The following is an 11,801-nucleotide window of genomic DNA, read 5'->3' as shown; positions in this document are numbered from 1 at the left end:
ACCGTCGACACGTTCCGCGACACCTCCTCCGCAGCACCCGAGACCACACCCGCCTGCACCGACGTCTCCTCCGCACCCGCAGCGATCTGCTGCGAACCCGCCGACAGCTCCTCTGCCGCACCGGCGACGGCCTCGGCCGACTCCGACACCGACGTCACGATCTGGGCGACCGATCCGACCGAGGCGTTGAGCGCACGCTCGAGGTCGCCGAGCTCGGCGGTCGAGGTCTCCTCGACCCGCCGGGTCAGGTCGCCCCCGGCGAGGGCCTGGAGCACGTCGATCCCGCGGCGCAGCGGCCGGGTGATCGAGCGGGCGATGACGAGCGCCAGCCCAGCGAGGGCGAGCATGCCGAGCACCGCGACGACGAGGATGTTGCGCATCATGTCGCTGCGCGCGCCGTCGACCTCGTCGGTCTTGGCCTCCGCCGAGCCGGTGAGGTCCTCGACCGCCCCGCCGACGATGTCGTCGACCTTGTCGTTGGCCTCCTGGATCTCCCCGACCCGGGCATGCATCGCGCGCTGGTCCTTCACCGCACCCGCCACGAAGGCGGCGATGTCGCGGCCGTAGCCGTCGAGCGCCGCACCGAAGGCGGCCACCTCGTCCGGGCTGACCTCGATGTTGTCCGACGGCAGGGACGCCACCAGCTCCTCCATCGTGGCCACGTCCTCCTCGACGTCGGTCACGACGGTGCGGGGGTCCTCGGCGGTGAGCGACTTCAGCGCGTCGTACTTCAGCTCGCTGGAGCGCGTGTCGATCGCGTGCATGCCCGAGCGGGTGTCCTCCAGCGCGGCCAGCTCCTGGCTGAGCCGGTCGACCTGCTGCAGGCCGTGGACCGCCACGCCGGTGATGACGACGGAGGTGGTGACGCCGATGCCGGCGATCGCGGCGAGGCGCCGCCCCACCGACCAGGTGATGAGGGTCTTCATGATGGCTCCGGGGTCCGGGTCAGGCCGCGACGGCGCGGTCGACGTCGAGGGCGAGCAGCAGCTGGTCCTCGAGCTTGTAGGCGCCGAGGATGAGGTCGCGGGCCACGCCCGCGAGGGTGTCCGGCGGCGGCTCGAACTGGTCGGCCTCCACGTCGACGACCGAGCCGATGCTGTCGACCAGCAGGGCCACGGGCTCGCCGGAGACCCGGATGACGACGAGCATCGGCTCCTGGTCGCTGGAGTACGCCGCCAGGCCGAGCTGCTCGCGCAGGTCGACCGCCGAGAGCACCTGGCCGCGCAGGTTGATCAGCCCGGCCACGCTGGTCGGTGCCAGCGGGATCCGCGTCCGCGGCTGCCCGCGCAGCACCTCCTGCACGGCGTCCACGTCGACGCCGTACACGCGGTCGTCGAGGGTGAAGGTCACCAGTCGGGTGCTCACAGCGCCTCCGCGAGCTCGGGCGCCGCCTCGAGGGGCGCGTGGTCGTAGAAGCCGGGGTCGGCGGCGAGGATCGCGGCGCGCACGTCGAGCAGCTCCACGATCCGGTCGCGCACCAGGGCCGACCCGAGGAGGCCGTGGTCGTCGATGTCGCTGCGGACCTGGGCGTCCTCGTCGACGATGTCGATGATCTCCTCCACGACGATCGCCACGCTGCGCTCGCCGGCGGAGTACACGACGACCGTCAGCTCGTCGTTCTCCTGGCCCCCGAAGGCCCCGAGGTGCCGGTCGAGCCGGAGCAGCGGGAGGATCGCGCCGCGGTACTGCACGACCTCGCGGCTGCCCACCTGCTCCACCGTGGAGGCCGGGATGCTCTCGAGCCGGGTCACCGAGGAGAGCGGGATCGCGACCCGGCGCTCGCCCCCGATGCCCACGACGAGCATCCGGAGGTGGTCGCTCGCGGCGACGGCCTCGACGGCCGTGGCCTGCCCGGTCGCGCGCTCCAGCGCCTCGGCGGACAGCACCCGCCGGGCCAGCGCCTGCACGTCGAGGATGAGCGCGACGCGGCCGTCGCCGAGGATCGTGGCGCCGGAGTACGTCCCGAGCTCCTTGATCCGCGAGGTGAGCGGCTTGACGACGATCTCCTCGGTGCTGAGCACCCGGTCGATGACCAGGCCGAACCGCTTGCCCTCGGCCTGCAGGACCGCGATCAGCACGTGGCCGTCGGAGCGGTCGGACTCGACACCGAGCACGTCGGCGAGCCGCACGAGCGGCAGCAGCGCGCCTCGGAGGCGGTAGACGCTGGCGCCGTTGACGTCCTCGACCTCGCTGGCGGCCCGGTCGGCGTCGAGCGCGACCAGCTCCAGCAGGCTGACCTGCGGGATGGCGTACCGGTCGCCGGCGCACTCGACGGTGAGGGCGGGGACGATCGCGAGGGTCAGCGGGATGCGGAGCCGGCAGGTGGTGCCGCGGCCGAGCGCGGACTCCACCTCGATGGTGCCGCCCATGGCCTCGATGTTGGTCTTCACCACGTCCATGCCGACCCCGCGGCCGGAGACGTTGGTGACCGCCGCGGCGGTCGAGAAGCCCGGCGTGAAGATCAGCTGCAGCACGTCGGCGTGGGTCATCGCCTCGAGCTGCGCGGGTGTGCGCAGGCCCCGCTCGACGGCCTTGGCCGACACCCGGGCCGGGTCGATGCCGGCACCGTCGTCGCACACCTCGACGACGACCTGGCCGCCCTCGTGGTAGGCCCGCAGGGTCAGCCCGCCCTGCGCCGGCTTGCCCGCGGCGAGGCGGTCGGCGGCGCTCTCGAGGCCGTGGTCGACGGCGTTGCGGACCAGGTGGGTCAGCGGGTCCTTGACCGACTCCAGCAGCGACCGGTCCAGCTCGGTCTCGCGACCCTCCATGACCAGCTCGACGGACTTGTCGAGCGCGGAGCCCAGGTCGCGGACGACGCGGGGCAGCTTCGACCACAGGTGGTCGATCGGCTGCATGCGCGTCTTCATCACGCCCTCCTGCAGCTCGCTGGCGATCAGGTTCAGCCGCTGCGCGGCACCGGCCAGCTCCTGGTCGGCGCTCTGGGCGCCCGCCTGCCGCACGATCTGGTTCCGGGTCAGCACCAGCTCCCCGACGAGCCGCATGAGCGTGTCGAGGAGGTCGACGTCGACCCGGATCGAGGCGTCCGCCACGTTCCGGCGCGCCGGCTCAGCAGCCGTCGCGTCGGCGGTGTCCTCGGCCGCCTGCCGGACGACCGGCAGCGGCTCGGGGGCCGGCTCGGGCTCGCGGGCCGGCTCGGGCTCGGGCCCGGTCTGCGGCTCGGCGAGGAGCTCGGCCACGAGCGGCTCCAGCTCGAGCACGGGGGCCGGCTCGGCGACCGCGTCCACGGGGGCCTGGCCGCCGTCGAGCACCGCGGAGATCCGCGCGACGACCGGCTCGACGTCGACCTCGCCCTCGCCGCCGGTTGCCTCGATGGAGGTCAGCAGCTCGCGGACGACGTCGACCATCGCCAGCAGCGTGTCGGTCGTCGTGGGCGTCATCGACATCTTGCCGTCGCGCAGCCTCGCGAGCAGGTTCTCCCCGACGTGGGTGACCGCCTCGAGCCGCCCGAACGCCAGGAACCCGCTGGTCCCCTTGATCGTGTGGATCGTGCGGAAGATGCTCGCCAAGAGGTCCCGGGAGCCGGGCTCCCGCTCGAGGGCGACCAGGTCGCGGTCCAGCTGGTCCAGGTTCTCGTGGCTCTCCACGAGGAACTCCTGGACGATCTCGTCCATCTCGTCCATGTGTGTCCTGCTGCCTTCCATCCATGTTCGGCAGCCCCCTCATCGGTCGGCACGGCGCCGACCTGAGCCGATCCGCCGGTGGGAGGGGATCTCGTCCTCGAGGACAGCGGTCCGGCACCTGAGGCGGACGCGCCACGGCGGCGGCCGCGGCAGCGTGGGGACCATGACGATCCTCCTGTCGGACCCGCGGGTCCGAGCCGTGCCGGTGGTCGAGTCCGGTGAGCCCCTGGTCCGCCTCGGCGCGGACCTCTCCCCCGTCGGCGCGCGGGTCCGCCGCGGCCTCGCGGAGCGGCTCGTGCGCGCCGACGCGGCACTGCCCGACGGCCTCCGGCTGCGGGTGCTCGAGGGGCACCGCAGCGCGGTCGACCAGCAGGCGATCATCACGGCGTACGCCGCGCAGCTGCGGGTCCTGCACCCGGAGGCGGCGGGCGACCCGGCCGCGCTGGAGCGCCTCACCAGCCGGTTCGTCTCGCCCCTCGACGTGGCGCCGCACGTGGCCGGCGCCGCCGTCGACCTGACCCTCGTCGACGTCCGCACCGACCCCGCCGGCGTGGAGCTCGACCTTGGCACGCCGGTCGACGCGACCCCCGAGCAGAGCGGCGGCCGCTGCTTCACCGCCGCCACCGACATCCCGGCGGCCGCCCGCGCCCGCAGGCGCCTGCTCGCCGAGGTGCTCGGGGCCGAGGGCCTGGTCAACTACCCCACCGAGTGGTGGCACTGGAGCCACGGCGACCGGTACTGGGCGCTGGTGACCGGGGCCGCCCACGCGCTGCACGGCCCGGTCACCGAGGCGGTGGCGGCGTGAGCACGGCGTGCTCCCCCGCGCCGACGGCGGTCCCCGGGCCGGCACAGGTGCCCGTGCTCCAGGTCGACCTGGCGGACGTCGCGGCCAACACCCGGCTGCTGGCCGACCGCGCGCAGGGCGCGCTAATGGCGGTCGTCAAGGCCGACGGCTTCGGCCACGGTGCGGTCGACGTCGCCCGCACCGCCCTGGCGCACGGCGCGACCTGGCTCGGCACCACCGGGCTCGGCGAGGCGTGGCCGCTGCGGGCGGCCGGGCTGCGCGCGCCCCTGCTGAGCTGGCTCAACCCCGTGGACGCCGACTGGGCCGCCGCGGCCGCCCGCGACGTCGACGTGGCCGTCCCCGGCGCCGAGCACCTCGCCGCGGTCGCCGCCGCACCGGGCCGGTCGCGGGTCCACCTGCACGTCGACACCGGCATGGCCCGCGACGGCGCGGCGCCCGCCTCCTGGTCGGCGCTGTGCGCCGCGGCGCGCCGTGCCGAGCGGCGCGGCCAGGTCGAGGTCGTGGGGCTGATGGGCCACCTGGGCTGCGCCGAGGACCCCACCGACCCGTGCAACGGGCTCGCCCGGACCCGGTTCGCCTGGGCGCTGGAGACGGCCCGTGCCGCCGGGCTGCGGCCGGTCCACCGCCACCTCGCCGCCACCGCCGCGACCCTCACCGACCCCCGGACCCACCACACGATGAGCCGGGTCGGTGCCGGGCTCGTGGGCATCGACCCCTCGGGCACGACGCCGCTGCGCGGGGCCCTCACGCTGACGGCCCCCGTCGTCTCCGTGCGTCGGGTGCCGGCCGGGACGCCGGTCGGGTACGGCCACGCGCACCGCACCCAGCGCGCCACCCACCTCGGCCTGCTCGCGGTCGGGTACGCCGACGGGCTCCCCCGCGCCGCCTCGGGCCGCGCCGAGGCGCTCGTCGCCGGCCGCCGGCGCCCGCTGGTCGGCCGCGTCTCCATGGACCAGGTCGTCGTCGACCTAGGCGACCGCCCGGTCGACCTCGGCGAGCCGGTCACCCTGCTCGGTCCCGGCGACGCGGGCGAGCCGACCGCGCAGGAGTGGGCCGCCTGGGCCGGGACCATCCCGCACGAGGTCGTCACCGGCCTCGGCGCCGCCGCCCGTCTCCAGCGCCGCACCGCCGGCGCCACCCACCTCAGGAGCCTCCCGTGACCACCCTCACCAGCCCCCGGTCCACCCACGTCCCGACCCGCGTCCCGACCCGCCTGGCGGTCATCGGCGGCGGCCGCAGCTGCGAGCACGACGTGTCGCTGGCCTCGGCCGCGTCCGTCGCCGACGCGCTCGACCCGGCGGCGTACGACGTCGTGCGGCTCACCATCGCCCGGGACGGGTCCTGGCTCGACGAGCACGGCACCCCGCTCGACCTGGCCGGCGCCGTCGGGGTGCTGGCCGGCTGCGACGTGGTCTTCCCCGTCGTCCACGGCCCGCACGGCGAGGACGGCGAGCTCGCCGCGCTGTGCGAGCTCGCCGGCAGGCCCTACGTCGGCTCCGGCGTGGGCGCCGGCGCCGTCGCCATGGACAAGTGGGTGACCAAGCTGGTCGCGGGCGCGGTGGGCATCGCCACCGCCGCCGGACGGCTGGTCACCGCCGACACCGCCGCGACGCTCGCGTGGACCGGGCCGGTCGTGGTCAAGCCGGTGGCCGCCGGCTCCAGCCACGGCGTGACCCTGGTCCGGACGCCCGACCGGCTCGCGCCCGCGCTCGACGCGGCGCTGGCCCTCGACGGACGCGTGCTCGTCGAGGAGGTCGTCGACGGCCGCGAGGTCGACGTCGCCGTGCTGCGGCGGCCGGACGGGTCGCTGCTCGCCTCGCCCGCCCTGGAGATCGTGGTCGACGGGCTCTTCGACCACGACGCGAAGTACGGCGGCCACGCGGACCTCCTCGTGCCGGCGGACCTCGACGAGGTCGACGCCAAGGCGCTCGAGCAGGCCGCGGTGGCGACGTACGACGCGCTGGGCTGCGACGGCGTCGCCCGGGTCGACTTCTTCCTCACCGCCGACGGGCTGGTGCTCAACGAGGTCAACACCGTCCCGGGGATGACCGAGCACTCCCAGGTGCCGCGGATGTTCGCCGCCGCCGGCCTGCCGTACGCCGCCCTGCTCGACGAGCTCGTCCGCGGCGCGCTGGCGTGAGGGGGCGGGTCGACGGCATCGACCTGCTGCGCGGGGTGGCCGTCGGCCTCGTGCTGCTGCGGCACGCGGCCCCGGACCCCTTCCCGGGCGCGGGCGTGGTCGGCGTCGTGGTGTTCTTCGCCCTCTCGGGCCACCTGATCACCGGCCTGCTGGTCGACGAGGTGGCCCGCACGGGGCGGATCGACCTGCTCCGCTTCTACCGTCGTCGCGCGCGCCGGCTCGTCCCGCCGCTGCTGGTGCTGGTCGCCGGCGTCGTCGTGGTGACGCTCGCGCTGGACCCGATCGGCGACCGCGACCGGCTGGGCGACACCGTCCTGGTCGCGCTGACCTGGACCGCCGACCTCCCGCTGGGCGACCCGAGCGACGCGACGTTCCACCTGTGGACGCTGGCGCTGGAGGAGCAGTTCTACCTCGTGTGGCCGGCGCTCCTCCTGCTCGCCGTGCCCCGCGGCCGCACCCGCACGCTGCTGGTCGTCGCGACCGTCGGCTGCCTGCTCGCCTGCGCGGCGACCGTGGTGTGGCTGCGCAGCGACCCCGACCTCGCCTACGCGCTGCCGACCTCCTGGGCGGTGTGCTTCGTGGTGGGTGCGGCGTCCCGGATCGGTGCCGACCGGCTGCGGGTGCCGCGACCGGTCGTGCTGGCGGCCCTCGGCGCGCTGGCGGTCCTGGCCGTGGTTCCATTGCGCGGTCACGCGCTCACCTACCTGGCAGGAGGCCCGGCCATCGCGCTCCTCACGGCGGTCGTGCTGTCGTCCTGGCGCACCTGGACGACCGTGGGCTCCCCGCTCCTGCGTCCGCTGGTGTGGCTCGGGACGGTGTCGTACGCCGCGTACCTGTGGAACTACCCGCTGACGGTCTGGCTCCGCCCGCACACCGACCTCGCCGGCCCGCTGGCGGCCGTGCTGACCCTGGTGTGCGCCGCGCTGAGCTGGCGTTTCGTCGAGGCGCCCCTCCAGCGCCGCCGCGCGGCCGCGCCCGACCGGGCCCCGGTGGCCGCGTGAGCGAGGCGCCGACCTGGCAGCGGTGGGTGCCCGATGCCTCCGCCGGCGTCGCCACCCTTGCCCTGGGGATCATCGAGGTCCGGGGCAACCTCTTCCTCGACGACGGCGGCGCGGCGTACCTCGTCGTGCTCGCCGTCGCCGTGGCGGTCGGGCTCTCGCGGGCGCTGCCGGCCGGGTCGCTCGCCGCGGCGTGGTTCGCCGGGGCCGTGCAGGTCACCAGCGGGACCGGCGCGATGCTCGTCGAGGTGCTGCTGGCGGTCGCCGCCTTCGGGTGCGCCCGCTGGGGCCGCCCGCTCACGGTGTGGCTCAGCGGCCTGTCGATGCCGCTCGGCGCGCTCATCGCGGTGCTCTGGCTCGACAGCGACCTCGTCTACCGCGCGCTGGACCTGGTCGGCGTCCGCCTGCTCGCCCAGACGGCGTACCGCGGCGGGGACTGGCGGGTCCCGGCCAGCCTGCTGATCCTGGCGCTGCTCGCCACCCCGTGGCTGGCCGGCCTCGCCCTGCGGTTCCTCGACCGGGCCCGCAGCTCGCGGGTCTCCCAGGTCGCCGCCGAGGCCGAGCGCGACCAGGCCGAGGAGATCGCGCGGCTGCGCGAGGGACAGGCGCAGCTCGCGCGCGACGTGCACGACGTGGTGGGGCACTCCCTGGCGGTCATCCTGGCCCAGGCCGAGTCGGCGCAGTACCTCCCCGCCACGGACCTCGAGGCGCACGCCGAGGCGCTGCGCCGCACCATGGCCAACATCGCGACCTCGGCCCGCACGTCCCTCCAGGACGTCCGCCAGGTGCTCAGCGCCTCCGCCGGCGCCGCTCCCGCGGCCGGCCAGCACGGCGACCTCGACGCCCTGGTCGAGGGCGTCCGGGCCAGCGGCCACGAGGTCGTCTCCTCCGAGGTCGGCACCCCGCGGCCGTTGCCGCCCGAGCTCGAGGTGGTGGCCTTCCGGGTGCTGCAGGAGATGCTCACCAACGCGATCCGCCACGGCCACCGGGGCGAGCCGGTCCTGGTCGAGCGCCACTGGGAGGGCGAGCTGCGGCTGGAGGTGCGCAACGTGGTCGGCGCCCCGCCCGCCGCCGACGAGACCCGCCCGCTCGCGGCCGTCGACCCCGCGGAGATGGAGGCGCAGGCGACGGCCGGCCACGGGCTGGAGGGCATGCGCCGCCGCCTCGAGGCGGTCGGCGGCCGGCTCGACGTGCGCCGCCGCGAGGAGCCGGGCGGCGCGACCTTCACCGCGACGGCCTGGGTCCCGCTGCGGTCCGTGCCCCGGGGAGCCGGCCGGTGAGCGGCTCGACCCCCGGCGAGATCGAGGTCCTCCTCGTCGACGACCAGGACCTCTTCCGCGAGGGCGTGCGGGTCATCGTCGACGCCCAGGACGGCATGCGGGTCGTCGGCGCCGCCGGGGACGGCCTCGAGGCGCTGCGCCTGGTCGACGAGCTCGAGCCCGACGTGGTGCTGATGGACATCCGGATGCCCGAGATGGACGGCGTCGAGGCGACCCGCCAGCTGTTCACCCCCGACCGCGCCGCTCGCCGCAGCAAGCCGCTGCGGGTGGTGGTGCTGACGACGTTCAACCTCGACGACCGGGCGGCGACGGCGATCCGGTACGGCGCGAGCGGGTTCCTGCTCAAGGACACCACCCCGCTGATGCTGCGCGACGCGATCCGCACCGTGCACGCCGGCAACGCCGTCCTCGCGCCCTCGGACCTCTCGACGCTGCTCGACGGCCAGTTCCGCGCCCGGGCGGCCGTGCCCGCGGCGTACGCCGGGCTGACCGAGAAGGAGCGCGAGGTCTTCGCCGCCGTCGCCCGCGGGCTGTCCAACACCGAGATCGCCGCGCGGATCTACGCCAGCGAGTCCACGGTCAAGACCCACGTCGGCGCGATCCTGCGCAAGCTGGCGCTGCGCGACCGGGTGCAGATCGTCGTCTTCGCCCACGAGCACGGGCTCGTCGGGGGCTGATCCCGGCCCTGCTGCGGTCCTCGACCACCCGGATCGCGCAATTGAACGATCGCGGTGGCCTGTTCAGCGGATCCCGGTCTTCGCCACCCGGATCGCGCAATTGAACGATCGCGGTGGCCCGACGGCAGGCGGCAGGGAGCCGCCTAGAAGCCGACGCGTCGCGGCGCCGACTCGCGGCGCACGACCTCGCCCTTGGCCTGGGCGGAGGCCTTGAGCTCGGCCTGGAAGTCGACCATCCGCTGCTGCAGCGCGGGGTCGGTGGCGGCGAGGATGCGGACGGCGAGCAGGCCGGCGTTGCGGGCCCCACCCACCGCGACCGTGGCGACCGGGACGCCGGCCGGCATCTGGACGATCGAGAGCAGCGAGTCCATGCCGTCGAGGTAGCGCAGCGGCACGGGGACGCCGATGACCGGCAGCGGGGTGACCGCGGCCAGCATGCCGGGCAGGTGCGCCGCTCCCCCGGCCCCGGCGATGATCACCGAGAGCCCGCGGCCGGCGGCCTCCTTGCCGTAGGCGAGCATCTCCTCGGGCATCCGATGCGCGGAGACGACGTCGGCCTCGTGGGCGACACCGAACTCCTCCAGCGCCTCCGCCGCGGCCTGCATCGTCGGCCAGTCGGAGTCCGACCCCATGACGATCCCGACGCGCACCTGCTCAGCCATGTCACTCACTCTCGTTGCCGAGGTCGCCACGGAACCAGGCGGCGGCGTGCCGCGCCCGCTCCAGGCAGTCCTCAAGGTCGTCGCCGTAGGCGTTGACGTGGCCGACCTTGCGGCCCGGTCGCAGCTCCTTGCCGTACAGGTGGACCCGCAGGTGCGGGTCGCGCGCCATCGCGTGCGGGTAGCCGTCCCAGAGCCGCCCGACCTCGGGGTCGGGGCCGCCGAGGATGTTGACCATCACCGTCCACCGCGCGCGGGGGGCCGGCGAGCCCAGCGGCAGGTCCATCACGGCGCGGAGGTGGTTCTCGAACTGCGAGGTGACCGCGCCGTCCTGGGTCCAGTGGCCGGTGTTGTGCGGCCGCATCGCGAGCTCGTTGACGAGGACGCGCCCGTCGGTCGTCTCGAACAGCTCGACCGCGAGCACCCCGGTGACGCCGAGCTCGCCGGCGATCCGGAGCGCGACCTGCTGGGCGTGGGTCGCGAGGTCGGGGTCGAGGTCGGGCGCCGGGGCGACCACCTCGTGGCAGATGCCGTCGCGCTGGGTGCTCGCCACGACCGGGTACGCCGCCGCCTGGCCGCTCGGCGAGCGGACCACCAGCGCGGAGAGCTCGCGCCGGAAGTCGACCCGCTCCTCGGCCAGGATCCGCACCCCGGTGGCCCGGGCGGCGGCGAACGCCTCGGCGCAGTCCTCGGCGGAGCCGACGAACCACACTCCCTTGCCGTCGTACCCGCCGCGGGTGGTCTTCAGGACGCAGGGGAGCCCGAACGCCTCGACGTCGGCGACGTCGGCGACGATCGCGTTCCGCGGGCACTCCACCCCGAGCGCGGCGAGGCGCTCGCGCATCACGCCCTTGTCCTGGGCGTGCACCAGCGCGTCCGGGCCCGGGCGGACCGCGACGCCGTCGGCCTCGAGGGCGTGCAGGTGCTCGGTCGGCACGTGCTCGTGGTCGAAGGTCACCACGCGGCAGCCGGCTGTCACCGCCCGCAGCGTCGGGAGGTCGCGGTGGTCGCCGACCAGGTGGTCGGGGATGACCTGGGCGGCGGAGACGCCCTCGGCCTCGGCGAGCAGCCGCAGCGGCAGGCCGAGCGCGATCGCCGGCTGCGCCATCATCCGGGCGAGCTGGCCACCGCCGATGACGGCCAGCGTGGGAGCGAGCTCAGGCACGTCGGAACCCTAGAGCAGACGACCCCACCGTCCGGCGGCCGGTCAGCGCCACGCCCTCGGCAGGGGGCCGGTCAGGCGGGCGGCCGGGTCTCGAACCGGAGGCCCTTGCCGCGGATCGTGGTGATCAGGTGCGGGCGCCGGCTGTCGTCGCCGAGCTTGCGGCGGACCCAGCCGAGGTGCACGTCGATGGTCTTCGAGGAGGTCCAGAACGTCGTGTGCCACACGTCGCGCATGAGCTCGTCGCGGGTCACGATGTCCCCGGCCCGCGAGATCAGGGCCTGCACGAGGTCGAACTCCTTGCGGGAGAACACGACCTCTTCCTGGCCGCGCCACGCACGGCGGCTGTCTGGGTCGACTCGGACGTCCTGCACCTCGAACACACGACAACCGTAGGCAGCCAGTCCGTGAACCGGGTAAAAACGCCCCGTATTGACAG

12 protein-coding genes are annotated in these 11,801 nt (G+C 75.1%); 6 read left to right on the top strand and 6 right to left on the bottom strand.

The features are described 5' to 3' along the window. The 3 genes from AB0N29_RS13740 to AB0N29_RS13730 all read right to left on the bottom strand — a co-directional run. Window positions 1-926: methyl-accepting chemotaxis protein (locus AB0N29_RS13740; RefSeq protein ID WP_364867479.1), on the bottom strand; the 926-nt coding region annotated here is incomplete at its 3' end. Window positions 927-945: 19 nt separating this feature from the next. Next, complete coding sequence (locus AB0N29_RS13735) at window positions 946-1,365, bottom strand: chemotaxis protein CheW (protein ID WP_302267796.1); 420 nt, start codon at window positions 1,363-1,365, stop codon at window positions 946-948. Further along, a complete protein-coding gene (locus AB0N29_RS13730; RefSeq protein WP_364867476.1) occupies window positions 1,362-3,641 on the bottom strand; it encodes a chemotaxis protein CheA in 2,280 nt (759 codons plus the stop codon). Before AB0N29_RS13730 ends, AB0N29_RS13735 begins: the two co-directional genes overlap by 4 nt. 163 nt (window positions 3,642-3,804) lie before the next feature. Between AB0N29_RS13730 and AB0N29_RS13725 the strand changes: the two genes are divergently transcribed. Genes AB0N29_RS13725 through AB0N29_RS13700 form a run of 6 tightly spaced genes read left to right on the top strand, consistent with a single transcriptional unit; the run spans window position 3,805 to window position 9,541 of the window. Further along, window positions 3,805-4,446 (top strand): M15 family metallopeptidase, encoded by a 642-nt coding sequence (locus tag AB0N29_RS13725; RefSeq protein ID WP_364867474.1) that lies wholly within the window; start codon window positions 3,805-3,807, stop codon window positions 4,444-4,446. Further along, a complete protein-coding gene (gene alr, locus AB0N29_RS13720; RefSeq protein WP_364867472.1) occupies window positions 4,443-5,606 on the top strand; it encodes an alanine racemase in 1,164 nt (387 codons plus the stop codon). The genes AB0N29_RS13725 and alr overlap by 4 nt, the downstream gene beginning before the upstream one ends. After that, window positions 5,603-6,586 (top strand): D-alanine--D-alanine ligase, encoded by a 984-nt coding sequence (locus AB0N29_RS13715; RefSeq protein ID WP_364867470.1) that lies wholly within the window; start codon window positions 5,603-5,605, stop codon window positions 6,584-6,586. Before alr ends, AB0N29_RS13715 begins: the two co-directional genes overlap by 4 nt. Further along, the gene (locus AB0N29_RS13710) at window positions 6,583-7,587 is read left to right on the top strand and encodes an acyltransferase (protein ID WP_302267801.1); all 1,005 of its coding nucleotides are present in this window, start codon (window positions 6,583-6,585) and stop codon (window positions 7,585-7,587) included. The genes AB0N29_RS13715 and AB0N29_RS13710 overlap by 4 nt, the downstream gene beginning before the upstream one ends. Then, window positions 7,584-8,864: a histidine kinase gene (locus AB0N29_RS13705; protein ID WP_364867467.1), complete on the top strand. Its 1,281-nt coding sequence runs from the start codon at window positions 7,584-7,586 to the stop codon at window positions 8,862-8,864. Before AB0N29_RS13710 ends, AB0N29_RS13705 begins: the two co-directional genes overlap by 4 nt. Further along, a complete protein-coding gene (locus AB0N29_RS13700; RefSeq protein ID WP_302267803.1) occupies window positions 8,861-9,541 on the top strand; it encodes a response regulator transcription factor in 681 nt (226 codons plus the stop codon). Before AB0N29_RS13705 ends, AB0N29_RS13700 begins: the two co-directional genes overlap by 4 nt. Before the next feature lie 143 nt (window positions 9,542-9,684). On the opposite strand, the gene purE is transcribed toward AB0N29_RS13700, so the two are convergent. From purE to AB0N29_RS13685, 3 genes are all read right to left on the bottom strand, one after another. After that, on the bottom strand, window positions 9,685-10,203 hold the full coding sequence (purE, locus tag AB0N29_RS13695; protein ID WP_302267805.1) for a 5-(carboxyamino)imidazole ribonucleotide mutase: 519 nt from the start codon (window positions 10,201-10,203) through the stop codon (window positions 9,685-9,687). A 1-nt stretch (window position 10,204) separates the two neighbouring features. Further along, window positions 10,205-11,365, bottom strand: a complete 1,161-nt coding sequence (locus AB0N29_RS13690; RefSeq protein ID WP_302267806.1) for a 5-(carboxyamino)imidazole ribonucleotide synthase — start codon at window positions 11,363-11,365, stop codon at window positions 10,205-10,207. 71 nt (window positions 11,366-11,436) lie between these two features. Continuing rightward, entirely contained in the window at window positions 11,437-11,745 is a 309-nt protein-coding gene (locus AB0N29_RS13685) for a winged helix-turn-helix domain-containing protein (RefSeq protein ID WP_364867463.1), read from the bottom strand. Between the last annotated feature and the right edge of the window lie 56 nt (window positions 11,746-11,801).

This window comes from Nocardioides sp. NPDC092400 (genome assembly GCF_040684155.1).
Classification (GTDB): Bacteria; Actinomycetota; Actinomycetes; order Propionibacteriales; family Nocardioidaceae; genus Nocardioides.
Note: the sequence above shows the minus strand (reverse complement) of the source record. Positions and strands in the feature narration are given on the sequence as shown.